The sequence below is a fragment of the Idiomarina sp. X4 genome (genome assembly GCF_002808045.1).
In the GTDB taxonomy this organism is placed as follows: Bacteria; Pseudomonadota; Gammaproteobacteria; order Enterobacterales; family Alteromonadaceae; genus Idiomarina.
Genome location: NZ_CP025000.1, coordinates 2,245,953 through 2,271,033, shown reverse-complemented (window position 1 = coordinate 2,271,033; position 25,081 = coordinate 2,245,953). Strand labels below are relative to the sequence as shown.

Genomic DNA, 25,081 nt, shown 5'->3' with positions numbered 1-25,081 from the left:
TTAAGAATAATTATGGCGAGTAACGACGAACAGTTAAAAAAAGCAGGTTTAAAAGTCACATCTCCGCGAATGAAAATTCTGGAGATTCTGAAAAAACCAGAGAATCAGCATATCAGCGCTGAGGACGTGTACAAAATCCTGCTTGAACAAAAAGACGAAATCGGCTTGGCCACGGTTTATCGTGTTCTAAACCAGTTTGACGACGCGGGCATTATTACTCGCCATCACTTTGAAGGCGGTCGTTCGGTGTTCGAGTTGAGCGCTAAAGAGCACCACGATCATCTAGTGTGTCTAACCTGTGGCCATGTCTTCGAATTTGAAGACGACGTCATAGAGGAGCGTCAGGAGAAAGTAGCCGCGGCTAATAAGCTAACGCTGACCAACCACAGCTTGTATTTATACGGTGAGTGCCAGCGTGGCGAAAATTGCGAGTACAAACTGGCAATCGAGGCGGAATAGCATGGCATTGCGATGGCTCATTTATGGTGCCTACGGGTATTCAGGAAAGCTCATCGCACATCAAGCCAAGCGACGCGGGTATCACCCAATTCTCGCCGGTCGTAATGAAGCGTCACTGGAGCCAGTGGCGCGTCACCTCGAATTTGAATACCGCAATTTTTCACTCGACAACATCGACACAGTTAAAAGCCAACTGACCGATGTCGACTTAGTTCTGAACTGCGCCGGTCCATTTAGCAAAACTGCCGCCCCGCTTATTCAAGCATGCATTGATACCCAAACACACTATCTCGATATAACCGGGGAAATTGACGTATTTGAGTATGCGCATTCCAAGCATCAAAAGGCCAAAGAAGCGGGTATTGTGTTGTGTCCCGGAGTGGGCTTCGACGTTATTCCTACCGACTGTGTAGCAGCGCGATTGAACGCACAAATGCCGGAAGCGACGCATCTAAAACTAGGGTTCGATTCAGGTTCTCGCATGAGCCGGGGTACGGCTAAAACCAGTATTGAACACTTAGGTCGCGGCGGCGCTGCTCGTGTAAACGGACAAATTATCGATGTACCGCACGCCTGGCATTCACAATGGATAGACTTTGGTAATGGTAAAAAGTGCGCCATGACCATTCCGTGGGGCGACGTTTCAACCGCTTATTACACCACTGATATTCCCAACATTGAAGTGTACATTCCAGCCAGCCCGCGTTTAGTTAAAAAAATGCGCCGTATGAACTGGTTCCGCTTTGTCTTTAACTGGAAGTGGGTACAGCGAAAACTGAAGCAAAAGCTCGAATCTCAGCCAGCCGGCCCGGAAGAGAAAGAACGAAAAGACAACCCAACCTATGTTTGGGGAGAAATTTCTGATGATCGCGGCAATACAAAAGAGTTGCGAGTGAAAGTGAAAAATGGATACTCGTTAACAGCCGAAGGTGCTGTTGAGTTGGCCGTACATACCTTAAGCCAGAAACACACAGGGGGCTTTTACACCCCCTCTCGTTTATACGGCGCTAAGCTACTGGACCAATTTACGATTCAGTAGCCTGTTGCTGCTCTATTTTCGCCCAGCTGTCGCGTAAGCCGACCGTCTGGTTGAAAATAAGACGCCCTTCTTTCTCGGCATCCGTATCTAAGCAATAGTAACCCAGGCGTTCAAACTGGAAGTTTTCACCCAGTTTTGCATTTTCCAGGTTCGCTTCCACAAAACCTTTCTTAATAATCAAAGACTCTGGGTTCAGCGTCGAGAATAAGTCTTCCTCGGCGGCCGGGTTTGGCACCTGGAATAAGCGATCGTACACACGGAACTCCGCGTCTTTCGCCGTTTCTGCCGATACCCAGTGAATAACACCTTTTACTTTACGACCATCCGCCGGATCTTTGCCCAGAGTGTCTGCGTCGTAGTGACAGTAAATAGTCGTGATGTTGCCGTCAGCGTCCTTCTCGACTCTGTCGGCACGAATAACGTACGCATTTCTTAAGCGCACTTCTTTATCCAGCACCAAGCGCTTGAACTTCTTATTCGCTGACTCGCGGAAGTCTTCACGCTCTATCCACAGTTCGCGACTGAAGGTAACGTCTCGCTCGCCCATTTCCGGCTTATTCGGGTGGTTCGGCGCATTCAACGACTCGGTTTGGCCTTCCGGATAGTTTTCAATAACCACTTTAACCGGATCCATCACTGCCATTGCACGCGGCGCATTTTCATTTAAGTCGTCACGGATACAGGCTTCGAGCATGCTCATTTCAACCTGATTATCCATTTTCGTCACACCAATGCGACGACAGAACTCACGAATAGACTCTGGTGTATAACCACGGCGGCGCAAGCCGGCGACACTAGCAACACGCGGGTCATCCCACCCGGTGACTTTGCCTTCTTCTACCAGCGTATTAATAATGCGCTTGCTCATCACCGTGTATTGCAGATTTAAGCGCGAAAACTCAATTTGCTGCGGGTGGCAGTCAATGCTGATGTTGTCCAGCACCCAGTCGTACAAGCGGCGGTTGTCCTGGAACTCCAACGTACATAAAGAGTGCGTAATACCTTCCAACGCATCAGAAATGCAGTGGGTAAAGTCATACATTGGGTAAACACACCACTTGTCTCCCGTTTGGTGATGATGCGCAAAACGCACACGGTAAATAACCGGGTCACGCATACACATAAACGGCGAGCTCATATCGATTTTGGCACGCAACGCTGCTTTGCCTTCTTCGTACTTACCAGCTGTCATGTCAGCAAAGTGCTTCAGGTTCTCTTCGACCGAGGTGTCACGATAAGGACTGTTTTTACCCGGCTCTTTTAAAGTGCCGCGCATTTCACGCATTTCTTCCTGCGACGAAAAGTCGACATAGGCCAAGCCTTTCTCGATAAGCTCTACCGCATAGGCGTGTAGCTGATCAAAGTAATTTGACGAATAACGTGGCTCGCCTTCCCACTGATACCCCAGCCACTCAACGTCCTGCTTAATCGAATTAACATAGTCAACCTTCTCTTTCAAAGGGTTGGTGTCATCAAAACGTAAATTGCACGTACCTTTGTAGTCTTCCGCAATACCAAAGTTCAGAACTATCGACTTGGCATGACCAATATGCAGAAAGCCATTCGGCTCCGGCGGAAAACGGGTATGCACCGTAGAGTGTTTACCACTGGCCAAATCTTTATCGATGATTTGGCGAATAAAGTTACTGGGACGAGAATCGGTATCAGCCATTAAATTTTTGTCTCCGCTACAGAATGAACACGGGAAATTAGAAAGGCGCTATGATCGCAGGTTATCGCCGCCCTGACAAGGCAGACGCACATTAAAAAACTGATAAAAGCGGCGCAACTGCTGTTGTGCAACCGACGCTTCAACGCGGCTGAAACGCACTTTTTGGCCCGGCTGTAATTGCGCCAGCTTGCCTAAGTCGACTGGGTTAATAACCCCAAGTTTCGGGTATCCGCCCAGCGTTTGCCGGTCGTGCATCATAATAATAGGCTGTCCGTCAGACGGTACCTGAACCGAACCAATGTTAATGCCTTCGGAAACCAGGCCCTGTTTCGGCGTTTCCAGCGCTTTGCCGGCTAGACGAATACCCATGCGGTTGCTGTCTTTACTGACCTCGAAGTCTTCATAACAAAAAGCTTCACGAGCGGACATTGGAAAGTCGTCATACTGATACCCAGGAATAAGCCCTAGTACCGGAGTCTTCGTGTAGTCGCTGCGATACGCCCAACTTACACGCCTGGACGGCTGCGGTGTGTCACACTGAAAGCGTAGAGTATCGCCGCTTTGTAACGGCGAGCCGTCGCCCAACAAGCCGCCCACACTGTCTCGTTCAACAGTGGCGCAACTGTGCCATTTTGGCTCTACCTGAAAGCCACCCTGCACCGCCAAATACAAGCGTAAGCCTGCTTTGGCGTAGCCAATTTTCAGGCGTTGCCCGGCTTTCACATCAAAGTTTTGCCACAGAGTTAACGACTCATCGTCCAGGTGCGCCTCGGCGTCAGCGCCAGTCAGTGCAAAACAGCCATCTTGCTGAAACTCAACTTCCAAACCGCCCAGAGTAATTTCGAGCTGGGCTGCGTTAAAATTATTGTCCAACAACCGGTTTGCCCATAAAAATGCGTGTTCGTCCACCGGACCGCCACGAGTTAAACCTTTGGACAAATAACCGAAACGGCCAAAATCCTGAACCGTCGTTCTCATGCCTGCATCAAGAATTTTTATCATGACAACGACTCCAGCGAGCCACCGGCTTGCTCAAATTCGTCTTTCGACACCGCTTTAAACTGCACTCGATCGCCTACTTTCATTGGGCTAATACTGTCTGCCTGCGGGTCATAGAGGGTTTCTGCCGTACGGCCAATAATGTTCCAGCCCCCAGGCGACTCTGACGGGTACACCGCCGTTTGCGCCTCTGCTATGGCCACACTGCCCGCTGGTATTTTGGTTCTTGGGTTATCTAAACGCGGCAAGCGCAGCTTCTCGGGCAACTCACCTAAATATGCGAACCCCGGCGCAAAGCCCATAGCGTACACTCGATACTCTTGCTCGGTGTGCATTCTAATAATGTCATCAATCGACAAGGAGGTTTGCTCTGCGGCACGCTCTAAATCTGGTCCGACGCTGGGGTCGTAATAAACCTCAATGGTATGCAAGGTGCTCTGCTTGGAAGCACCGCTTGCATCACCGTCTTGCTGCAATTCATCAATAAGCTTACGCACACATTCACGCAGCTCGTCCTCAGAAAGCGACAGCACGTTGTAGTAGATCATCAGAGAATTGTATGAAGGCACCAAATCATAGAGCTTGTTACCTAATGCGCTGCCAACGCGGTTCGTTAGTACCATGATCCGGTCGTTCACCTCGGGGTCAATACCTTCGCCCAGATACACCAAAATGGCGTCAGCACCGGCGGTGACTATTTTAGGAAAAGCACTCTCTGCGTTACTCATCACTTCCTTTTACTATTTCTCTCAACTGCTTGACGGTGTCTATAGCCCGGGGGTTGTCGCCATGCACACATAACGAATCAATTTGAATACTCAGTGGCGTACCATTAACGCTGGTAATGGGTTTTCCTTCGGTAAAGGCCTGTGCCTGCTCCAGCATAGCTTCGGTTTCGCTGTGTACCGCATCGTCGTGCTTACGTGAGCGAAGCTTACCGTTGTCGTCATAGGCGCGGTCAGCAAAGCCCTCAAACCACAGGGTTACACCAAATTGTGCGGCACGTTCTTTCCAAGCATGGTTCTCTGGTGTTGCCATAACCATAAGCGGCAACACGTCGTTACCCTGCAAGGCCGCAATGGCCTGACATACAGCGTCGAACAGTGGTCCGTCATTCAGCATGTCATTGTAGAGCGCGCCGTGTGGCTTTACGTATTCCACTTTAGCGCGCTCGCCGGCACAAATGCCCTGCAAAGCACCCACCTGATACTGCACCATTGCCGTCACTTCTTCCGGCTTACAAACCATGTGCCGACGCCCAAAACCCACCAAGTCCGGGTAAGCGGGGTGTGCCCCAATAGTGACACCATGCTCTTTTGCCAAACGCACCGTATTCTTCATGATGAGCGGGTCAGACGCATGAAAGCCACAGGCAATATTCGCACAGTCGATATGCGGCATAATGAGCTCGTCGGCACCCATTTTCCAGGCACCAAAGCTTTCACCAATGTCTGCGTTAAGCGTTACTTTCTTCATTTAAGACTTTTTCTCTTTCTCTGAACTGCGTGCTTCTATGTCACCTAAAAGGCGCGTCAAACTGACAGCAAACAAATACAAGCCAATACCGACAGCGCCTAACTGCAGCGGCGGTAACGCTAGCACAAACAGCTGGTGCTTCACATAAACTGCCACACCACCAATAATGCCCATGGTGGTTATCGCGCTAGCAACTAGTACCACCGGCGGTAACCACGAGAGCAACCAACGGAATTTCAGCAGCGCACACACACCGCCAAGTACCACACCCCAGGCAATAGGTAAGCCCAGCTGATACCAACCCAGGTTGTAGTCTGCGATAACACTAATGAGCTGCTCTTGAGTAGCTGAATAAAAGAATAAGCCCACTGCGCCGGCTAAAATGACAATCCGTTTTTTTAAATCCATGAATAATTCCCGATGTTCTAAGACTCTTATATAAAGAGGCTAATAATAATCGCGATAATGGGTATCCACAAAATAGGTGACTGATACCATTTTAACGGTGCTGTCTGCCCTTTTGAGTCGAGCGAGCTCAGCGTTGGTTGGCGATACAGCCAAATAATACCTACCAACATCAATGCCGCACCGGCCAAACGAACATTGGTATCATTGTCACTAACAACACCCAAAACTGCCATTAACAGCCCGGCTATTAGTATTAAAAGAGCCAGTACCCTTTGCCACATACATCCCCCGCATTTTGTTCTTATAGTTGTTCTTGTTGTTAATCGCTTTATACTAATCGTTTTACTGTAATGACTCTATACTGTATCAGCTTCTGAGGCCATATGTTAAAACGAATTCTGCTACCCATTGCCGCCATTATTATTACCGTTGGGGTTATTCTTGGCAGCGCGGTTATTTATCAAAAAACGACCATGCAGCCCGACTTACCCACCGACGAAGACTGCGACATTCAACAGTTGGTGAATAATGGCGACGGCTCGTTAGAAGCGCATACTTATTGGTGTGAGCGCGGTAGCGACAAGCAGTGGCAAGGGCATGAAGTATGGCTTTATGAGCCGCGTGTTGAAAAGTGGCAGCGTATACTGACAACCGAGCACGACGGCTGCATGAAATTAACGCTGAGCGATCAGCAACTGGACATTAACCACGACGGCGACCGCGGCAATATGAACTTGGTGGAACCGGTATTTTTATATAACGACGCCAACGGAGTGAGTCAGTCACTGTCGGTGCAAGTGTCTACCGCCGGCGACGCCGTTTGTTCTGGTGAATAACCGAGAGTTAAGCCAGCTTTAACACCCATTTCAATGGCAGGCGTTTCATTAGGAATGCCATTAACGCCCAGGGCCAGTAAGGGACATAAGCTTTTACTGGCTCTTTATTAATGGCTTTTGCCAGTAAGCGACAACCTGTTTCCGTATCCACCATGAATGGTGTGTTTTTCACTTTTTCATTAATTTCAGAGCGAATGTACCCCGGATAAATGGTCGACACTTTTATCGGGCTATTACTGCCGTAAGTTTTCATTAAATCCGCACGAAGACCTTCGGTTAGCGACGCCAGCCCGGCCTTGGTTGCTGCATACACCGTCATGGCCCTTGGCATACCACGGAAGGCACTCATGGACGAAATAGTCACTAAGTGCCCGCCCTTTTGCTCACGCAGAATCTCCATAGCCGCTTCACATTGCGCCAGCGCCGCCACAAAGTTGGTTTCTGCCGTGGCTTTATTCGCCTCAAAGTACCCCGTACCTAACGCCGCACCTTTGCCCATGCCCGCGTTAATAATAAAGCGGTCAATGTGGCCCTGCTCTTGTTTGAACTCCTGAAACACTCGAAATACGTCTTCGTGGACGTTTACGTCCAGCGTTTTAATGCTGACGGTTATGCCTGAATGCTTGTCTTCCAGCTCGGCTTTGAGCGCCTCTAAGCGATCTAACCGACGGGCGCACAGACACAAGCTTTTGCCTTTTGCAGCAAACTCACGTGCCATCCCCTGCCCTAAGCCAGAGCTGGCACCGGTAATTAAAATAGTTTTCCGTTCTTGCGGCATTATTGAGCTCTCTTTTTATTATAATTCGTTAAGCTTTTGCGATACGGCGACGGCAGCGCCACAGCAAATAATTCACCAGGAACCAGAAGTTCTTGAAAGCTTTATTCGTGGTCTGTTTATGGTGATACCGATAGTAAATTTGCTGCGCAATAACCGCCAAGCGGAACAAGCCAAACACCTCGTAAAAAGCAAAATCTTCCACCTTAGTGCCGGTGCGTTCGCAGTAGTAATCGATAATTTCTTTGCGGGTTAACATGCCCGGATAATCACTCGGTTGGCGTTTGGTCGCGCGCGCCACTTTGTCATCGCCCGCTTCTATCCAGTACGCCAGCGAATTACCCAAGTCCATTAACGGGTTGCCTAAGGTCGCCAGCTCCCAGTCGAGAATACCGATAATATCGGTTGGATCTTCCGGGTTCAAAATCAGGTTATCTAACCGAAAGTCGTTATGAACCAGGCATATTTTTTCGTTCTGTGGCTGGTTCTCTTTAAGCCAGCGCATAACTGACTTTGCCCCAAACACATTCCAGGTTTTCGCCTTTTCATAACGACTGCACCAGCCGTTAACCTGACGCTCGGTATACCCCTTACCTTTGGCTATTTTACGCAGTCTTGTGCTGTCTAAGTCGACATTATGCAATTCAATAAGCTTGTCGAGTGCGTTCGTACAAAGCTGACGAGCCTGCTCAGCAGTTAAGTCCAGCTCTTTAGGGAAACGGCGGCGTGGAATAATGCCGGTAATGTGTTCCATAACGTAAAACTCAACACCAATAACCGACTCGTCCTTACAATGCGCCAGCATACGCGGCACATAAGGAAACGCCGGACGCAAACGTTTTTGCAGACGGTATTCCCGACCCATATCGTGTGCTGATTTAGCCTTAGTGCCCTCCGGCGGGCGACGCAATACCAGCGCCAAACCATCATAGTCCAAACGGTACGTCCAGTTCGACACACCGCCGGTGTACTGCGTAATTCTGAGTTCACCTCGATTGTCCGGTAGCTCACTTCCTATGTTCTCAGCCAGCCAGTTGTCCAGTGCTTCAACCGGCAACGCCTCCTCCTCGCGAACCTCACTAGCTTGATCCGTTATTGTTGACGCGTCAGTCATTAATACGCCCTTTCCACTGTTTTTCTCTTTGTTTCAATTCTGTTTTTGCAATGGTCGCACGGTGAACCGCATCGGGTCCATCGGCAATACGTAATGAACGGGCCACCGTCAGTAAGCCCGGTAATGGTGTGTCGTGACACATAGAAGCGCCACCAAACAGCTGCATGGTTTCATCCACCACTTTCTGCAATACGCTAGGCGCCACCAGCTTGATGGCTGATATTTCTTTAATAGCTTTCATGGCGCCAACGTTGTCAATTTGCCAGGCCGAATGCAGGGTCAGTAAACGCGCCTGGTCAATCGCGACACGTAAGTCGGCCAACCGCTCACTGTTGCCGCCCAGCTTCAATAACGGTTCGCCGAAAGCGATGCGTGACGTACCGCGCTCAATGAATAGCTCCAGCGCCCGCTCTGCCGCGCCAATAGCGCGCATGCAATGGTGAATACGCCCCGGGCCTAAACGCCCCTGCGCAATTTTAAAGCCCGCCCCGGGGCCGACAATAATGTTCTCTTTGGGTACACGCACATTGTCGAACACCACCTCACCATGGCCATAGGGCGCGTCGTATTCACCTAACGCGGGCAGCATGCGCTCTATGTTAACGCCCGGGGTGTTTAGCGGTACCAAGACCATAGAATGACGATGATGTTTGTCAGCGTCTTCGTCGGTCAGCCCCATCACAATAGCGACTTCAGCCTCAGGGTGGCCTAAACCGGTACTCCACCACTTACGGCCGTTAATAACCCAGTCGGAACCATCGGCAACGATGGTGGTTTGCATATTGGTGGCATCGGAGGACGCGACATCTGGTTCGGTCATACAAAATACCGAGCGAATGTCGCCGTTTAAAAGCGGTGTTAACCACTGCTCTTGCTGCGGATCATCACCAAAATGATACAGCACTTCCATATTGCCTGTGTCGGGCGCGTTACAGTTGAACACCTCAGGCGCTAACAGGCTACGGCCCATACGCTCGGCTAACGGCGCGTATTCCAAGGTTGTTAAGCCTGCACCCAGTTCGTCGTCCGGCAAAAAAAGGTTCCAAAGCCCCTGCTCTTTCGCTAACTGTTTAAGCTCCGCCACCCGCGGCGGCACCTGCCACTCGCGCCAGTTCGGCGTGCTGTTCAGCCGATAATTCTCTTTTTGATACTGGTCTTCATACGGCTCGATATACTCGCGCATAAACGCGTCAAGCCGCGCCAAGTAGTCCTTTGTTTTCGCACTGTAGGAAAAGTCCATAATGCCCGCTCCCAACGAATAGTTAACTGCATTGTAGACTTGAAAGTGTTAGTGGTACAACTAGGGTTGAGGGGGAAACGAGTTAAGTGAGTTTGGGGTGCTGAGAGTTCGTATATGAAGCCCAGAACTGTGCATTGTCACTGACTTGCTAAACACAGAATTAAATACCATAATTAGGTATTAATTGGTATTAAGGAGAGACCGATGCCTAAAAATACTAGCATCACCCTTGGTGAGCATTTCGATGAGTTTATAGCTAATCAACTTAAAACTGGCCGATACGGATCCGCCAGTGAAGTCATTCGATCCGCTCTACGCTTACTCGAAACTCAGGAAACTAAAGTGAATACGCTGCGCCAACTTCTGGTTGAAGGCGAAGAAAGTGGTATGGCTGAGTATGACCTCGACTCGTTTATCGATGAACTTGATAGCGAAGAGAAATAGTGAAGCCCTTTCAACTCACTAATAAAGCAAAATCTGACTTAAAAGAGATAGCTCGGTTCACCTCACGCCGTTGGGGAAATGAGCAGCGGAATGTTTACCTCAAACAATTCGATGATTCTTTTTGGTTGTTAGCTGAGGGGCCGGATATTGGCAAAGCTTGCGATGAAATCAGAGATGGGTACAGAAAATTCCCCCAAGGAAGTCACGTTATTTTTTATAAACAGGTTGGCAACCAGCAAATTGAGATCATGAGGATACTGCACAAAAGTATGGACGTTGCTCCTATTTTTGGAGCTTAATAAGATGTCTAGCCGTAACGGTTTATTAACTCAATAAAACCAACCAGTCCTAAACGACACACCGACAACAACGAATAGGATGGAAATAACCGTGACCGACACAATGTGCCACGCCATGACGTTTAGGTTCGCAGGTGAAAGGTTCGGAATGACTCGAAACCTTGCGCTAACGGCAAAACCAACCGTTAGTGCCAGCAATCCCAGTTTTGCCATTATCGGATAAGCAACGGGATTACTGGTATTGAACCACTGACTGATATCTGGCAGTAGCCGGTACGCCAGCATTACCCCGGTAATGATCTGAACAATGAGTGCGGGCATGCCTATTTTTTCATACGCGGACTCAAAGTTTAAAAGTAGCTGAGGAGAGCGCTCTCTCAAGACCCTGGGCAATATAGCGAAAGCCAAAACAATGTGTCCGCCTGTCCAGATGGTTGCCGCAAGAATGTGGAGTAGTAAAAGTGAGCCGTACATTAGAAGCCGCCCCTCAGCCTAGGTATTCGTATAAATTATTCTCAGAACCGTACCATTCTATTGTCTCTTTGAGGTTGAAACCAATAGTTTCCAGCAGTTTATTTGATCTAACGTTGTCAGGAAGGGTGACAGCAACAACGGTGTCGAGTGAACAGGTTTTCATAACAGTTTTTAAGGTATTTTCCGCAGCCTCTCTCGCATAACCTTTACCGCTGTATTCAGGCAAAAATGCGTAGCCTAAATCCGGACTTTCCAATTCGTCTCGTTTCAGTAAACCACACATACCAATTGGTGTGTGTCTTTCTTTTAGGAAAACCAAGTTAAGACCGAAGCCGTGCTGCTCATAACTAGCCATAGGTCCCGTTTTAAGATAATTAATTGCATCTTCTTGCGTACGAACGTTTTTATCGCCTATGAACCGTATAAATAGGTCATCGTTGAGTAACTGAATAACAAAGGCAGCATCGCTGAACTCAAACTGCCTGACAGTTAGGCGCTTCGTTTCACAGACTATTTTCATGGAAGCCCTTTTATAACCATGGTTATTGGTAACCCGAAAGAATTTCCCTGTTATTCTCAGCCATACTGTGATTACACCACTTATCTATTGTGGACTGAACCAGAGCTCCCTTAGTACTCGCTTTAACCTGAACAGGAAACGACTTTAATGACTCGGAATGCACCGCTGTAACATCAAACCCAGGCACATTCCCAGAGTACGGAGAAGCATAGTAACCTAACGTACCCAGTACTGCCGAAACCAGATGTTCGCCAACCTGCCCTGTTAATTTATTTGATGTACCTGATGCCATAATATTGTTTTCTTGTTCTTAACGCCGCAATAACCGGCGCGAGGTACGAGCGTCCGGCGCCGCAGGCGCGTAGTTAATTGCCTGGTTATGCATGTCAGAGCTGCGTCGCTTGATGAATAACTTCTGGCCAGGATTTGTCTGAATGCCATTTTCTGTATCTTTGCATGATGGGCAGGTAGTGTTCAGGAATATCTGATTCTGGTGCGCCGCTGTACACATACGCCATACCCTCTCTAAACCATTCAGGTTTCCTCATGGTCGAAACCGAACCAATTTCCAAAAACTGAAACCAATGAACCAACTCATGCTGAGTAATGTAGATTTGCCACGATTCTGGCGCTATCACTGTACCGAGAAAAGGATAAGAAATAGCCCGTTCATTGCCGCCCCCGAACGATTGATAACACTCTGTGGTAGAGCAGTAAACAAACTTTGGTTTGGTCTCGAGCGCTATGCCGGAAGCAGATACGTTTGTTATGGCGGAGCCATACAACTCAATAGCCTGCCCCATGTCATTTGGGTCCTCGACGCAAACGGAGCCGTTACATTGCACTCCGTTTAATTGCGGGAGAATAAATCTAAACGGCTTTGCATACGACCAGGCTAATGTAGGGATCAAGGCAACAACTAACAGCAGGCACAATTTTTTTATCACACTGAATCCTTATGCATAACGCCCCAATAAGGGGCTGATAATGCTTGGCTAAACTGTGTAGCGGAGCGAAACCGAGCCAAGCTTTAGCAGTCCCGCCTTAATTGGCTTGTTATGTTTCGTCAGCACCATGCCTTGGAAAAGAAATTGGCACTCGAAACTTTAACCGTGATATTGATTGATTACTTTCTAAAGACTTACCTTGAGAGCCTAAAGCAAAAACACCAGCTACAACTCCAATTCCACCTCTTGTTTCAGTTCCCTCATTTGCAGTAACTGCAATATCAAATTCAACAGAATGAATTAAATTACTTTGTTTATCCCAGCCTAGCGCTAAGTTTGTTCCACCTGTTTGTGACTGGGTGAATACCTTACTGATTTCAGGAACAATTTTGGCGTCATCTGATTGAATTCTAGACTGAGCATCAACAATCCCCTCAACTATCTCAACAATGCTTTCCGAAATAAACTCTTTGAGGTTCATAAACCCTATCCTTAGAAACATAACGCCCGCATTTGCGGCTGGTTTGGAGCGCAGCGGAAAACCAGTCCGACAACATGCGCTTGTTAGAGCTTTCTACAGGTAAACACACAGTATCGCGGCGACTCCCATTTGGCTCCATATTTTAATTGTATATCTTCTTCTGGATAGGTTTCGTCAAAGCCATCAATAGCGAAACCAGACTCAACCAGCTTATTAATGTACTCTGATAACGGTCTGTGATGGTACGGCACTCCACTAATCGTATTTTTTGAATCTTTAGTGATGGTAAATGACACGCTCTTGGTCATTGGAGTCATATAATTATATTCATCTCCGAAAAACCCCTTATATTCATTATAAAAGCAGGGGTGAGGGATTGAAAAAATAAAATGACTGGTGGTTTTCAGGTGACGCCCGACTGATTCAAAAAACTCATTAAGGTCATCAACAACGTGTGCAACAAGATGGGAGAAAGCAACCTCATAAAGTTCGTTTTTCTCTAATTCGAGTGAAGTACAATTCAACAATCTTACATCGGTTAAAGACAAGACGTCTTTTGCGACCCCATACATTCCGGCAGATGGCTCTATTGCTGTAACAGAAAAACCTAATTTAGATAACTCTTTGGAAATATGACCAGTTCCAGCGCCTACTTCCAGGACATTGCTAGGTGAAAGGCTCTTAATTCGACTAATTAAAAGCGGCTTAAAAACCTCGTTGAATGTTAAGTCTGCACCTGACTCAATTTGCTCTCGACGTATTTGCGCCGAATTGCACCACCTATTCGGCATTAGCCAACTCCTTTGATTTTCTAATTATGTCCTTCGCCATCGCAATTATTTGGGGGCCAGAATTGTTGTCAAAGATTGTAATCTCGTGGTCAGGGTGAACTCCACGAGCAATGGCGAGCTTTTCAGCGCCGCTGCGATCTCCATTCACTAATGTAAATCTAGCTTCCGGTGATACATTTTCTTTTGTGACAATAAAAGATGCGCCATTCAACTTTTCTCTAAGTGCCTCTGGAACTTCATTTGGAGTGATAATTTCAATGCGAGTGCCTTTTTCAATTTTTGATTGAAGAATCGATATAAGTTTATCGTCACCTGCCAGCCATGACACTCGGTTACTCACGACAGTTGCACTAGTGCCCGTAGAAATAAAACTCTCCATAAACTTAAGAGTGTCTTTTGGCTCCTTATCGGTCTGTGTATCAGGTAGATATTTCAATCCTTTTTTTGCAAGCATAAGGATCACCGCGACCACCTCTACAATCACAGAGCCTATTAGCCATTCCAAATGGGGGAGTTCTTTCGCTTCCGCAAAAAACCAAGCATAGCAAATACCTGCTAACGTAATAGCAGCCGTTAGGCCAGTAATACATAGAAAAAGGTAAAGGGTATGTTTTACAAGGTTTTGCATTTTACTCCTTTAATAATGCTGTTATTCAGGACTGCGTGAGCTCTAACGCCGAAGCACAGCGGCGACCTTGGAGTGGCGACGAAGGAGCCACGTAAAGGGCGTCCGGCGGCCACCGGCCGCGTACTGCTGCGCCTTGTTAAATGGCCCTAGGCACACGGTCCGATTGAGCCACTGTTTGATTGAGTTGCCGGAGTTTGTTGAGAGAGACTTGAAACTGGCCATTACTAGGTAGCCGTTTACCTTTGAATTGCTCCCAAACAAGGGCTCCTGGCCCGTTATAAATTTCCTCGAACGTACCGTCACGCAAGATTTTGATGATAATCGCGTGCTGCGGCTGACTGCGGAATGCAACAGAGTTGGATTGCGTAGCTTTGATCTCAACTTCCACGCCGGTTTCAGTGAGAGCGTCATAGCCTTTATTGGACGCTGTCTTCAACTCAAGATTGTATGCATCGGCCACGAGGCATTCACCCAAACTGCCAACCATATGACCATCCGGGGTAAAGTGCCTGCCCGGGAACATGGCCTCCAACTCATTTACCGTGGCATAGAGCTGCGTGACCAAGGCCCGGAATTTATCGTGATCGATCATAGACATTTAACATTTATATATTGCGCATGCCCATTTTGTAACCCCCAAAAGCAGCATTCCTAACCGTCTTAACTCACTGGTAATAAGCACTATTCTTACCCTTAATCCAAGTTTACCCGAAAAACAATTCGAGCATGCTCACTTTCGTTGAATCTAATGCGCAATATCACACTTTGATTTTTTGTTATATATCTGACGATAAAAGAGTTAATCCCATAAAGCAATGCTAAACCGTGCAACATCACTGAAGAATGTGCGCAAACAACTGAATCAACCAACCTGTCATAATCGGCAGAGCCGTACCAAATAACCCGCATCTAACGTACAATCCCCCCTTACCACCATTAACCTGCGCACGATCACATGACATTTTCTGATCTCAAACTTTCCCCTGAAACCCTTACTGCCCTAGCACGCCAGGGGTATAGCGAACCTACGCCCATTCAGACTGAAGCTATTCCCTTGCTGCTAGCGGGGAAAGACGTCATGGCGGCGGCGCAAACGGGTACGGGAAAGACAACGGCCTTTACGGCGCCTATTTTAGAGCTTCTGAAAGGTAATGAGCGTGCCAAGGCAAACACAGCGCGAGCGCTTATTTTAACGCCCACTCGCGAATTAGCGGCTCAGTTGGGTGAAAACGTTGCGAACTTAAGTGCGGGTCTGCCATTGAATTACGCGGTGGCGTTTGGTGGTGTGAAAATTAACCCGCAAATGATGAAGCTTCGCAAAGGCGTGGATATTTTAGTCGCAACACCGGGACGCCTTCTGGACTTATACAAACAAAACGCGGTTCGCTTTCCTAAGTTAGAGGTGTTGGTGCTGGATGAAGCCGACCGTATGCTCGACATGGGTTTTATTCAGGACATTAAGAGCATTATTAAGTTACTGCCGGCTAAGCGCCATACGCTGCTTTTCTCGGCAACTTTTTCTGACGAGATTCGTTCTCTGGCTAAAAGCTTGCTGAAAAGCCCGGTCGAAATTTCGGTTGCACCACCCAACGCCACTGCCGAGCCTATTAAGCAAACAATATATGAAGTACAAAAAAGCCAAAAACTGGGGCTGCTACTAAAACTACTTAAAAGTCTCGACTTGTCGCAAGTGCTTATATTTTCACGCACTAAACAAGGCGCTAACCGGTTAGCCAAACAGCTGGATAAGGCTGGCTTCTCAGCGGCAGCTATTCACAGCGCCAAAAGCCAGGGTGCCCGCACGAAAGCGTTGTCCGACTTTAAAAGTGGCAAAGTGCAGGTGCTTATCGCCACTGACATTGCCTCACGGGGCATTGATATTGAAAAGCTGCCGTACGTGATTAATTACGACCTCCCACACGTCGCAGAAGACTACGTGCACCGTATTGGTCGCACCGGCAGAGCCGGCCAAACGGGTCATGCTATATCTCTGGTTACAGAGGAGGACGCTCCCTTTCTGCAGGCCATTGAAAAACTCATTGGCCAGCCAATTGAACAGCGTACCTTGGAAGACTCTGCTAAAGTTAAATCATAAACGGAGAGCCCAAAAATGAGTAACTTAGCCAAAGCGTTAGAAAGTGAATGCCAAATTGTCTCGGGGTGCAATGCGCTTAAGCGCGTCATTAGCCCTAAATCGCGTGGCTTGGGCGGTTTTACGGTAAAGCGCATATTACCTTCGGTAGGCATGAAATCAGTCGGCCCCTGGGTGTTCTTTGATCATATGGGTCCTGCTGAGTTTGCCGCTGGTGACGGTATTAACGTGCGCCCTCATCCACACATTGGGCTGGCTACGGTTACTTATTTGTTTGAGGGTGAAATTCAGCATAAAGACTCGCTAGGCACGGATGTTGCGGTGCAACCGGGTGACATAAACTTAATGGTTGCTGGTCATGGCATTGTTCACTCAGAGCGGCAACTTGAGAAAATTACAAAACACCCTCACAGCACTCATGGTTTGCAATTATGGTTAGCACTGCCGCAAGCCCATGAACAATGTGAGCCCAGTTTTCATCATTACAATAGCGACAACCTGCCTACGGTGAAGTTTGATGGTGCGCGCGCAAAAGTACTTATTGGCGAGGCGTTTAGTGAACTTTCTCCGGTGAAAACATTTTCTGAGACCCTGTACGTTGAAGTGAATTTAAACGAGGGCATAAGTTTCGAGCTTCCCAAGGTTGAAGAGCTTGCGCTTTATGTCGTTGCAGGCAGCCTGAAAATAGAAAACTTTACTTTGGCAGACCACCACATGGCGATATTCAATGAAGAGCAGGGTATAAAGGTGACCGCACAGGCTAACACTCGCTTTGTGTTGGTAGGTGGGGCCTCGCTTGGTCCTCGCTTCATGGAGTGGAACTTTGTGGCAACCGATCAAGCATTGATTGATGCGGCCAAACAGCGCTGGCAACAGCAGGAGTTTCCTGACGTGCCAGGAGATGCTGAGGAGTTTATTCCACTGCCGGAGTCAAATTAAAAGTGATAATTACTAAATTTATTAGCTAAGAGCCACGCATCTCAGCAAAAGGTCAGCGGAACTTTCTTCGAATGTTTTCAACTAATAAGCCATACTCAATAACAATTTAAAATAATGAAAATCGCTTTCCTGATTTCAATTTTACTAATCTTAAGCGCCTCTCCAGCCATAGCTGGCGAAAAATACCTGCGTAATGATGGTACGGAAATTCAATATTACTTAGATAACGCCACTGCCGATAATTTGCTGGTGATTTTTCAGGGATCAGACTGTAACAGTGTCCGTCACATGGAGTCAGTTACGACTATTTGGCAAGCACTAGCTCCTGATTCCGCGCTGTTAACGATTGAAAAGTACGGCATTAACGATAGCTTACTTTACTCCTCCGGAGAGCGAGGCGATTGCCCTACCAAATACCTTCAACACAACACAATGGCGCAGCGAATTAATGACGGAGTCCAGCTCATCGACGCTTTGAAGAATTCCTATGACAAAGTCATAGTCGCGGGAGGCAGCGAAGGCGGCTCCATTGCGCTGGCGGTAGCCAAACGAGTTTCGGGCTTGCACCCCGTACTAGCGTTAAACTCGGGTTCCTCCAGCTTTCAGCATGATATCGAATTCAGCATTAAACAGACTGTACCAGAAGACCAACGTAATGAAGCTTTAAACGGATTTCGACAATTTGTGGCGCGAATTAAACAAAGTCAGGAGCCTTTTCCAGCCAACGTCAGCGGACACGGTTACGCATACTGGAAAGATGCCTTAGAGCGAGACTTACTCAAGCCCCTAACAAGCATTGATGCACCTGTAGTAGTTATACAGTCACAGGAAGATAAAAGTGTCGACCCTGAGCAAACGCGGCGGGAAATAAACAGAATTATTTCCAATGGCGCAACGCATATAACACTAAAGATGTTGCCCAGACTTGATCACGGTTTTCGAGATTCAAATGGCCAATCCCAACTAAAAAATGTTGTTGAGGGTGTATCTAATATCATCAATACTAAATGATCGAGAAATCTAAAAAGACAGTTACGCCATGCCAGAAAATTTAAAACTCTACGAAGCTATTATGCTGCTCGCATTGTGCGAAGAAAAAGGCACCATGAGTGGTATGTACGTGGAATACGCAACCTCCGGAGCCATAGCCGCTGAGTTACTGCTGCTGCATCGGATTAAGGTTGATGAAGCCAATAAAAATAAAGTTGCGGTGCTCGATGACAGCCCTACTGGCGACGCACTGTTGGATGAAGCCCTCACGATGATTACTGAAGCCACGCGTCCACGAAAACTAAAAGACTGGGTCCACAAGCTTGGCGGTATTAAGAACCTGAAACATAAAGTTGCACAAGCACTCGCTGATGATGGCATTGTGTCTCATGAAAAAGAGAAAGTGTTGTGGCTATTTGAACGCCAAGTTTACCCGGAGGTTAATCCAAAACCTGAGCAAGAGCTGCGTCAGGCCATGCGTGATGCAGTGCTAACTGATTCCGATGAAGTTCAACCTAAAGTAGCTATTGCCGTCGCATTAGCCAATAGCGCCAAGCTATTACCGCAAGTATTCAGTAAGCAAGAACTGAAAGACCGCAAACAACGCATAAAACAGCTAGAAAATGGTGAGCTAGTGTCTAAAGCCGCCAAAGAAGCCGTTCAGGCCATTGAAGCTGCAGTCATGATAGCCGCTATTATGCCTGCCATAACGGCAGCCTCAGCACCTACTTCCGGGGGTTGCTGAGGTATCGGCAACCCTAGAGTTTTTTGTTCAGTCGTCAACAAATGTCTCGAGGAACCTTAACGCCAATGGGTTCTTCTCAATGTGTGCGCCAGTCAAACTATTTATTTCGTGCCTCAGACCATCGGTGTTTCCAAGTGCAACTAACGTTACCCCAGAGTCAGGGACTTTTAGTAGAAGCCCTGCATAAGCATCCGGCCACCACCCCCCGTGCCACACTAATTTATGACCCTGCCAGTTCTGGACGAACCAACCGTAGGCATAAGGCATCGGGTTCCCCTCTTTGTCACTCGCCGGGGACCACATTTTATCCATCAAGTCTTTAGGTAGGATACGTCCCTCGTCCAAAGCGATAGAATAATGAGCAAGCGCTTTTGCACTGGCGATTATGCCTGAACTGGCGTTGAGTTCGGTATTCGGTAATACGGAATTAGCCAGCCCGTCGGACTCTTCCGACGCATGGCGAAACGGCGGCGCAATATGAGTCAGTACCTCACTAGCAGCAGGGTCTCGCCAACCAGCCGCGATACCCTCTAAGTCTCCCGCTTCAATAACGTATTTATTCACCCAATAACGCCAGCTTTTATCCGTATTCTCCTCTACCCAGTTAGACAACCGACCAAACACAATAGGGTTATAGAAAAAGCTCGTGCCTGGCTCGCCCTGTACCTGGTGTTGAAGTACATGACGCAACGTAATGACTTGGTCGCACTGTAAGTCAGGCACCTGGTAACCGTTATCCAACGTTCCACCACCAAATATATTGCCGCTTGTTGTTAACCAGTGACAACGTCTGTCCCAGTCACTTAAGGTGGTAAAGTCGGCATCGAGATCGATGTGTCCATCAGCTTCCATAGCCAACAAAGTTGCGCCAGTGAATGTCTTTGTAATGGATGCGGCAAGATACGAGGTATCTTCCGTTGTTGGCTCTTCGGCGTCATGATCCTGAAAACCAATGCTCTCGAGCATAATAATTTCACCGTTTTTTACTACCGCAACGGACAAGCTCGGGATAAGGTTTTCTTTTCTAAATTCTTTTAGGTAAGCCTGAAATGCCTGCTTTTTTTCGTTCGTAACCTGAAACTGTGCTAGCGTTTCACTTGCTGAAAAACAGGCAAGCGTCACCAGCAGCAAATAATAAATTATTGCTTTCATGATGGTTCCTTTATTAAGTAACTTTAAATGAGAGGTTTGGCGCTCAGCCGCGCTTGCCGAGAAAAGGAATACTGGGGTAAAAGTATTTCTGTGCTTTTATCACAGCAATAACGTTAGCCAGCATTACTATGGCGGTATAAGGAATAACGGCAATAAAGAATAAAAAGCCAAAACCTTCGACACTAAGCAATGCAATAAATGCAAGTGCGTATATGAGTGTCATGGTTATCTGAAAGTTAATAACCGCGCGACCATGAGCGTCATAAAGTGGGTTGTCTTCACGTTTGTGAATCCAGATGAACAGCGGGCACAAGATATTAAGAAATGGCATCAGAAAGCCAATAAATGGCGATGCGCTGGATAGTCCGAACCGTTACCTTTGTTCTATCCGCGAGTTGTTCCTGCGAAAACCCTTTCAGCTTACGTTGATAAGTTAAGCGTTCTGCAAATTGGGTACTTTTCATTATTGTATTCAGCTCTCTTGCCCGATAGTTCGGGTAAAACTTTACTTAGAAAGACCGGACATTGTTACGACATTGCCATGTCATGTTGCTGTCATTTAGGGAGACAGACGACAAGCAACGTATTATTTGAAAAATAGCACTAAACTTCTACTGTTTATAGTTAAGCCAATAAAGTATTCGCATCAATGGAGGTTCCATTATGAACGGCAGCTTTACTTGGAATGCAGACACACTGTTCGTCTTTAGCCTTAACGAGAACCAGCGAGTTTCTTATTGCCCGAATAATATGCAAGGCTTAATGCAAAAGGAAAAAGACGATCTACTACAGCAGCCACTTGATGCGCTTGTTGATAATGATGCCTTACCCGACAAAGTCATTAAAGAAGTCAATACGTCACTTAAGCGTGAAATGCCGTGGAGAGGCATTGTGCCTTTTGTTGTGCCAAATCGCGGAACCGTTTGGTTTGATGTGATTGTACGTGGGATATTTCGTCGCGGGAAAATTACGGGTAGTCAGTGGCTCATGCATCAGGCCGACAGTCACTACGAGCAAGCAGCTAAGCGAGTCTATGAGCGTCAAGGCGGTTGGTTTAATTGGTTAACCAAGCCCTTTAATCATTGGCGTAATAAGCGCAAATGGGCTAAAGAGTTGGCTAACGCCGATGGTTCAACCGCAAAAACTCAACACCGCATATTTGGAGACGGGTCTCCCATGGGCAAAGCAATGTATGAGCTTGCACTACGCGAATCATCATTGCTGGCGCTTACCACCCGCTTGGGGGAAGGTAACGACGTGTTAGCGGAAGCCGTTAATTCAACATCTGAAAACGCGTCAAAAACTGCCGACGCCACCGAACAGACGGTTGAGGATATTGAGCAAATTGCTGCTTCTATGGAAGAAATGGGACAGACCGTTGATGAAATTGCCCGCAACGCAAATGACTCTTCAAGTGCGTGCAATGATGTTAGCGACCAAACAAAAAGTGCAGCCGACTTTATCGCTGACAGTAGCAAGAAAATTACTCAGTTGGTGAATGTCGTTAACGAGAGTGCTAAGCAAACTGAACAACTCTCTCGTAATGCCGATTCAGTAAAAGAGGTCAGTGAGAAGATTGATGCTATCGCTGAGCAAACGAACCTGTTGGCATTAAATGCTGCTATTGAAAGTGCCAGAGCCGGTGAACATGGTCGTGGATTTTCCGTTGTCGCCGATGAAGTGCGCGCCCTTTCTCAGAAGACACAGCAAGCTGTCGATCAAATTGAAGAGACGGTCAACCGTATGACGCAATCAATGACCACTTGGCGTAATAAAATGTACGAACAACGAGATTTGGCTGAGGAATGCGGAGAACTAGGCCGAAAATCTGAGCAACAGGTCTACGAAGTGACGGAAGCCGTAACGGGAATCAATGATCGAATGACGCAAATTGCCGTTGCCGCTGAAGAACATACCAGTGCGGTTTCCGAAGTGAAAGACAGCATGATGTCCATCAACGACAACGTGCGCAGTGCAAATAGACTCACCCGTGATACAGAAGGTGAAGTTAAAGCGATTAAAACCCGCTTGCGCGAGTTTCGATCGCTGGTTGAAGCCTTTGAGGAAGATTAGCTTTTCAGTTCTCCAGAGGACGATTCTATGTGCGCGAGACTGTAAAAGATTTTGTGTAAATGGCGGTTTGCACTGTTAAATTCGATCCTGGTACATGATCTCGAATTGCGCCATCGCCGGTTTCCAGTTGCGTATGGGCATCGTCCACTTTTTCGATGCCTGATGCAAGGCTAAGTACAATACCTTCATGATGGCCTCATCATTCGGGAACGACCGGCGAGTCTTGGTAATTTTACGCAATGACGCGTTCAGTGATTCGATGGCGTTGGTGGTGTAGATAGCCTTACGTATCTCCGCCGGGTATTCGAAGAATACGCTTAAGCGTTCCCAGTTTGTCCGCCATGAGCGGCTGATGGGCGGATGCTCTTCATCCCACTTTTCAGCGAACGCTTCCAGCGCCTGCTCTGCTGCAGCGCGAGTGGCAGCGCCGTAAATTAGCTTTAAGTCAGCTGCGATGGTCTTGCGTTGCTTCCAGTTTACGTAACGCAGAGAGTGGCGAATTTGATGCACAATGCACAGCTGCACCTGAGTCTTCGGGTAAACCGCTTCAATGGCTTCCGGGAAGCCTTTGAGCCCATCGCAACAGGCGATAAAGATGTCATCGACGCCACGATTTTTAAGCTCGTTCATCACGGATAACCAGAATTTAGCGCCTTCGGTTTGAGCCATCCACAGGCCGAGTAGCTCTTTTTCACCGTCGGTATTAATGCCCAACGCCAGGTAGACTGACTTATTTTGAACAACGCCGGAGTCACGGCTACGAACCACCAGACAATCGAGGTAAACGACCGGGTAAAGCTTTGCCAGTGGTCGATGTTGCCAGGCTTTGACTTCGTCCATGACCTCGTTTGTAACCTGAGATATGAATGTAGGGGATGCTTCAACGCCGTAAGCTTCTTCAAGGTAAGCTTGGATATCCCGGGTGGTCATGCCTCTGGCATATAGCGCGACGATGCGCTCATCGAATCCGTTAAGCTGGCGTTCGCCTTTACGAACCAGCTTAGGCTCAAAGCTACCGTTGCGGTCACGGGGAATATCTAGCTGGACGTCACCGTTGGTGCTACGAACGGCCTTCTTGGTTTTGCCGTTACGGGAATTGCCGCTGTTATTGCCAGCCGCATCATTTGGGGCGTAGCCTAAGTGGGCTTCCATCTCGGCTTCTAACGCGCGCTCAGCCACCTTCTTGGTAAGCTGCTTGAGCAGCCCGGCTTCGCCTAAAATGTCGTCGGGTGAGTCACAGCCATCAAGCAGCTGGTCGATGAGTTTGTCTGATATTGGCATTCTGATATCCTTCTTCCATATTGCTAAGAATGCCATTTACACAGATATTTTTACACTCTCCTAAGCTTAGCGTAAAAATACAGTTAGGCTAAACTGCGCGAAGCGCTAGCCAGCTGTAACTTTTCGTTTGAGCGCTTTGCTAGCTGATTAATTACTTAGCAGACTTAACCACTCTTTTGGATTAGACAAAATAAATTGATACTCGCTGCCATCAACAAGCGTAATTTGTATCGCGTCTGATGTTACAGGAAAGATACCTCCTCCCTTGCCCAAACACTTTTCTACCTTTGAAACTTCTCTGCGCTTCAGCTCATATGGACCAAGCCCTAATTCCTTATTATAGGGGTCAAAATTAATATTATTTTCAGTTACATAAAGCTTTCCGTCGGCTCGTGCAGCACCATTTTGAATTGTCGTAACCGAAGATTTTATGATTTTTTCCTGCATATTTTCACTCCTTTGGATTCATATTTGAAACTTATAGCGATCTAAATTAGGTGCAACAACCAGCTAACGCCCAGCACCGTAGGTGCGTGCTGCTGCGTCTTGTTATGTGCATAATGCTACGGTATAACAATTTCTCTGCCGCATGGCATTCTCGAACCGGTGTTTTGTCATATTACTGACCAGTATCAACCTTTCTCGCGTTGATTATGCCCAACCAAATTAGTAGTCCTCCTAGGACTGCGCCAATCAGCATACATACCCAAGCGAAGAGGTTCGTCTCCAAACCAGTTGTAACCAGTACCGAAGGAATAAACTGATATGCAACACCTACTGCCGCTATCGCTAAAATTGTCACAAATAAAGTTCGCATGCCTTTTCCTTGCACAGAATTTAACAGTTACAGCACATAACGCCCGGCTTTGGGGCGGACTTGTAGCCGCGCAGCGGCGAAAAGGCCGTCCCAGCCCAGAAGGGGTGACAACAGCCGTTTGTTATGTGATGTGAAGCCAAAGCTAAACACCGGCTTTGACCATATCTTTGATCTTTATTGCTTTTTCGAAGTGATCCAATTTATGAGTTTCTATCCACCACCGAGCCGCTTCCATGAGAACCTCCGGCTGATCGTTTTTGTTCTTAAAAAATGCGTAAAACGAAAGCCCCACCGCCGCGCCTTTTTTCTCTATTTTTAGATCACATACTTCGATAATCTTTTCTCTAAGTTCTTTCCGCAAAGCAGTATTCCTTCGTTGGGCTGATCACA

Annotated in this window: 33 protein-coding genes; 10 read left to right on the top strand and 23 right to left on the bottom strand. The window is 47.5% G+C overall.

The features are described from left to right. The first annotated feature begins 12 nt into the window (after positions 1 to 12). Positions 13 to 459: a ferric iron uptake transcriptional regulator gene (fur, locus tag CWC33_RS10985; protein ID WP_088768010.1), complete on the top strand. Its 447-nt coding sequence runs from the start codon at positions 13 to 15 to the stop codon at positions 457 to 459. Position 460: 1 nt separating this feature from the next. After that, positions 461 to 1,498, top strand: coding sequence for a saccharopine dehydrogenase family protein (locus CWC33_RS10980; RefSeq protein ID WP_100691958.1), 1,038 nt, complete (start codon positions 461 to 463; stop codon positions 1,496 to 1,498). On the opposite strand, the gene glnS is transcribed toward CWC33_RS10980, so the two are convergent. The 6 genes from glnS to CWC33_RS10950 are packed head-to-tail and all read right to left on the bottom strand — an operon-like array spanning position 1,485 to position 6,334. Then, entirely contained in the window at positions 1,485 to 3,170 is a 1,686-nt protein-coding gene (glnS, locus tag CWC33_RS10975; RefSeq protein WP_100691957.1) for a glutamine--tRNA ligase, read from the bottom strand. The genes CWC33_RS10980 and glnS overlap by 14 nt on opposite strands. Before the next feature lie 48 nt (positions 3,171 to 3,218). After that, on the bottom strand, positions 3,219 to 4,172 hold the full coding sequence (locus tag CWC33_RS10970) for a biotin-dependent carboxyltransferase family protein (RefSeq protein WP_100691956.1): 954 nt from the start codon (positions 4,170 to 4,172) through the stop codon (positions 3,219 to 3,221). Further along, entirely contained in the window at positions 4,169 to 4,897 is a 729-nt protein-coding gene (pxpB, locus tag CWC33_RS10965) for a 5-oxoprolinase subunit PxpB (protein ID WP_100691955.1), read from the bottom strand. Before pxpB ends, CWC33_RS10970 begins: the two co-directional genes overlap by 4 nt. After that, entirely contained in the window at positions 4,890 to 5,645 is a 756-nt protein-coding gene (locus CWC33_RS10960) for a 5-oxoprolinase subunit PxpA (RefSeq protein WP_100691954.1), read from the bottom strand. The genes pxpB and CWC33_RS10960 overlap by 8 nt, the downstream gene beginning before the upstream one ends. Continuing rightward, a complete protein-coding gene (locus CWC33_RS10955; protein WP_088768004.1) occupies positions 5,646 to 6,053 on the bottom strand; it encodes a hypothetical protein in 408 nt (135 codons plus the stop codon). Positions 6,054 to 6,079: 26 nt separating this feature from the next. After that, positions 6,080 to 6,334, bottom strand: a complete 255-nt coding sequence (locus CWC33_RS10950) for a hypothetical protein (RefSeq protein WP_100691953.1) — start codon at positions 6,332 to 6,334, stop codon at positions 6,080 to 6,082. A 102-nt stretch (positions 6,335 to 6,436) separates the two neighbouring features. On the opposite strand from CWC33_RS10950, the gene CWC33_RS10945 reads away from it, so the two are divergent. Continuing rightward, positions 6,437 to 6,889: a hypothetical protein gene (locus CWC33_RS10945; protein WP_100691952.1), complete on the top strand. Its 453-nt coding sequence runs from the start codon at positions 6,437 to 6,439 to the stop codon at positions 6,887 to 6,889. Between the two features lie 7 nt (positions 6,890 to 6,896). On the opposite strand, the gene CWC33_RS10940 is transcribed toward CWC33_RS10945, so the two are convergent. The 3 genes from CWC33_RS10940 to CWC33_RS10930 are packed head-to-tail and all read right to left on the bottom strand — an operon-like array spanning position 6,897 to position 10,018. After that, positions 6,897 to 7,667 carry an SDR family oxidoreductase gene (locus tag CWC33_RS10940; protein WP_100691951.1) on the bottom strand — a complete coding sequence of 257 codons (771 nt, stop codon included), beginning with the start codon at positions 7,665 to 7,667 and terminating at the stop codon, positions 6,897 to 6,899. 28 nt (positions 7,668 to 7,695) lie between these two features. Further along, positions 7,696 to 8,778, bottom strand: a complete 1,083-nt coding sequence (locus CWC33_RS10935) for a phosphotransferase family protein (protein ID WP_100691950.1) — start codon at positions 8,776 to 8,778, stop codon at positions 7,696 to 7,698. Beyond that, a complete protein-coding gene (locus CWC33_RS10930; RefSeq protein ID WP_100691949.1) occupies positions 8,771 to 10,018 on the bottom strand; it encodes an acyl-CoA dehydrogenase family protein in 1,248 nt (415 codons plus the stop codon). The genes CWC33_RS10935 and CWC33_RS10930 overlap by 8 nt, the downstream gene beginning before the upstream one ends. Before the next feature lie 204 nt (positions 10,019 to 10,222). Between CWC33_RS10930 and CWC33_RS10925 the strand changes: the two genes are divergently transcribed. Together CWC33_RS10925 and CWC33_RS10920 are read left to right on the top strand one after the other, a co-directional pair. Then, complete coding sequence (locus tag CWC33_RS10925) at positions 10,223 to 10,462, top strand: type II toxin-antitoxin system ParD family antitoxin (RefSeq protein ID WP_058578974.1); 240 nt, start codon at positions 10,223 to 10,225, stop codon at positions 10,460 to 10,462. Further along, positions 10,462 to 10,761 carry a type II toxin-antitoxin system RelE/ParE family toxin gene (locus CWC33_RS10920; protein WP_058578973.1) on the top strand — a complete coding sequence of 100 codons (300 nt, stop codon included), beginning with the start codon at positions 10,462 to 10,464 and terminating at the stop codon, positions 10,759 to 10,761. Before CWC33_RS10925 ends, CWC33_RS10920 begins: the two co-directional genes overlap by 1 nt. Positions 10,762 to 10,791: 30 nt before the next feature. Here CWC33_RS10920 and CWC33_RS10915 read toward each other — a convergent pair whose 3' ends face one another. From CWC33_RS10915 to CWC33_RS10880, 8 genes are all read right to left on the bottom strand, one after another. After that, entirely contained in the window at positions 10,792 to 11,235 is a 444-nt protein-coding gene (locus CWC33_RS10915) for a CopD family protein (protein WP_100691948.1), read from the bottom strand. Positions 11,236 to 11,248: 13 nt separating this feature from the next. After that, positions 11,249 to 11,755 carry a GNAT family N-acetyltransferase gene (locus tag CWC33_RS10910; RefSeq protein ID WP_100691947.1) on the bottom strand — a complete coding sequence of 169 codons (507 nt, stop codon included), beginning with the start codon at positions 11,753 to 11,755 and terminating at the stop codon, positions 11,249 to 11,251. Positions 11,756 to 11,777: 22 nt separating this feature from the next. Continuing rightward, positions 11,778 to 12,047, bottom strand: a complete 270-nt coding sequence (locus CWC33_RS10905) for a hypothetical protein (protein WP_100691946.1) — start codon at positions 12,045 to 12,047, stop codon at positions 11,778 to 11,780. Positions 12,048 to 12,141: 94 nt separating this feature from the next. Next, on the bottom strand, positions 12,142 to 12,702 hold the full coding sequence (locus tag CWC33_RS10900; RefSeq protein ID WP_100691945.1) for a hypothetical protein: 561 nt from the start codon (positions 12,700 to 12,702) through the stop codon (positions 12,142 to 12,144). Between the two features lie 109 nt (positions 12,703 to 12,811). Next, the gene (locus tag CWC33_RS10895) at positions 12,812 to 13,183 is read right to left on the bottom strand and encodes a hypothetical protein (protein ID WP_100691944.1); all 372 of its coding nucleotides are present in this window, start codon (positions 13,181 to 13,183) and stop codon (positions 12,812 to 12,814) included. An 83-nt stretch (positions 13,184 to 13,266) separates the two neighbouring features. Next, positions 13,267 to 13,974 (bottom strand): class I SAM-dependent methyltransferase, encoded by a 708-nt coding sequence (locus tag CWC33_RS10890; protein WP_100691943.1) that lies wholly within the window; start codon positions 13,972 to 13,974, stop codon positions 13,267 to 13,269. Further along, a complete protein-coding gene (locus CWC33_RS10885) occupies positions 13,964 to 14,602 on the bottom strand; it encodes a hypothetical protein (RefSeq protein WP_100691942.1) in 639 nt (212 codons plus the stop codon). Before CWC33_RS10885 ends, CWC33_RS10890 begins: the two co-directional genes overlap by 11 nt. A 136-nt stretch (positions 14,603 to 14,738) precedes the next feature. Continuing rightward, entirely contained in the window at positions 14,739 to 15,194 is a 456-nt protein-coding gene (locus CWC33_RS10880; RefSeq protein ID WP_084342487.1) for a DUF6998 domain-containing protein, read from the bottom strand. 363 nt (positions 15,195 to 15,557) lie between these two features. Here CWC33_RS10880 and CWC33_RS10875 point away from each other — a divergent pair, with 363 nt between their 5' ends. The 4 genes from CWC33_RS10875 (at position 15,558) to CWC33_RS10860 (ending at position 19,368) form a co-directional block, all read left to right on the top strand. Next, complete coding sequence (locus CWC33_RS10875) at positions 15,558 to 16,697, top strand: DEAD/DEAH box helicase (protein ID WP_100691941.1); 1,140 nt, start codon at positions 15,558 to 15,560, stop codon at positions 16,695 to 16,697. Positions 16,698 to 16,712: 15 nt separating this feature from the next. Next, positions 16,713 to 17,633 (top strand): pirin family protein, encoded by a 921-nt coding sequence (locus CWC33_RS10870; RefSeq protein WP_100691940.1) that lies wholly within the window; start codon positions 16,713 to 16,715, stop codon positions 17,631 to 17,633. 114 nt (positions 17,634 to 17,747) lie between these two features. After that, a complete protein-coding gene (locus CWC33_RS10865) occupies positions 17,748 to 18,644 on the top strand; it encodes a prolyl oligopeptidase family serine peptidase (protein WP_100691939.1) in 897 nt (298 codons plus the stop codon). Positions 18,645 to 18,672: 28 nt separating this feature from the next. Continuing rightward, a complete protein-coding gene (locus CWC33_RS10860) occupies positions 18,673 to 19,368 on the top strand; it encodes a GOLPH3/VPS74 family protein (protein WP_100691938.1) in 696 nt (231 codons plus the stop codon). Positions 19,369 to 19,395: 27 nt separating this feature from the next. Here CWC33_RS10860 and CWC33_RS10855 read toward each other — a convergent pair whose 3' ends face one another. From CWC33_RS10855 to CWC33_RS12685, 3 genes are read right to left on the bottom strand one after another with little or no spacing between them, the layout of a single operon-like run. After that, the gene (locus CWC33_RS10855) at positions 19,396 to 20,520 is read right to left on the bottom strand and encodes a serine hydrolase domain-containing protein (RefSeq protein ID WP_100691937.1); all 1,125 of its coding nucleotides are present in this window, start codon (positions 20,518 to 20,520) and stop codon (positions 19,396 to 19,398) included. A 43-nt stretch (positions 20,521 to 20,563) separates the two neighbouring features. Beyond that, the gene (locus CWC33_RS10850) at positions 20,564 to 20,851 is read right to left on the bottom strand and encodes a DUF4870 domain-containing protein (RefSeq protein ID WP_198511821.1); all 288 of its coding nucleotides are present in this window, start codon (positions 20,849 to 20,851) and stop codon (positions 20,564 to 20,566) included. Continuing rightward, positions 20,838 to 20,984, bottom strand: a complete 147-nt coding sequence (locus tag CWC33_RS12685) for a helix-turn-helix domain-containing protein (protein WP_198511820.1) — start codon at positions 20,982 to 20,984, stop codon at positions 20,838 to 20,840. The genes CWC33_RS10850 and CWC33_RS12685 overlap by 14 nt, the downstream gene beginning before the upstream one ends. A 199-nt stretch (positions 20,985 to 21,183) precedes the next feature. Here CWC33_RS12685 and CWC33_RS10845 point away from each other — a divergent pair, with 199 nt between their 5' ends. Further along, entirely contained in the window at positions 21,184 to 22,593 is a 1,410-nt protein-coding gene (locus CWC33_RS10845) for a methyl-accepting chemotaxis protein (RefSeq protein WP_100691936.1), read from the top strand. Positions 22,594 to 22,668: 75 nt separating this feature from the next. Here the strand turns inward: CWC33_RS10845 and CWC33_RS10840 are convergent, their stop codons facing one another. The 3 genes from CWC33_RS10840 to CWC33_RS10825 all read right to left on the bottom strand — a co-directional run bounded on the left by CWC33_RS10840 (position 22,669) and on the right by CWC33_RS10825 (position 25,052). Next, complete coding sequence (locus CWC33_RS10840) at positions 22,669 to 23,874, bottom strand: IS256 family transposase (RefSeq protein WP_100691935.1); 1,206 nt, start codon at positions 23,872 to 23,874, stop codon at positions 22,669 to 22,671. Between the two features lie 147 nt (positions 23,875 to 24,021). Next, a complete protein-coding gene (locus CWC33_RS10835) occupies positions 24,022 to 24,321 on the bottom strand; it encodes a hypothetical protein (RefSeq protein ID WP_100691934.1) in 300 nt (99 codons plus the stop codon). A gap of 512 nt (positions 24,322 to 24,833) precedes the next feature. Next, positions 24,834 to 25,052: a DUF6500 family protein gene (locus CWC33_RS10825; protein ID WP_100691932.1), complete on the bottom strand. Its 219-nt coding sequence runs from the start codon at positions 25,050 to 25,052 to the stop codon at positions 24,834 to 24,836. Between the last annotated feature and the right edge of the window lie 29 nt (positions 25,053 to 25,081).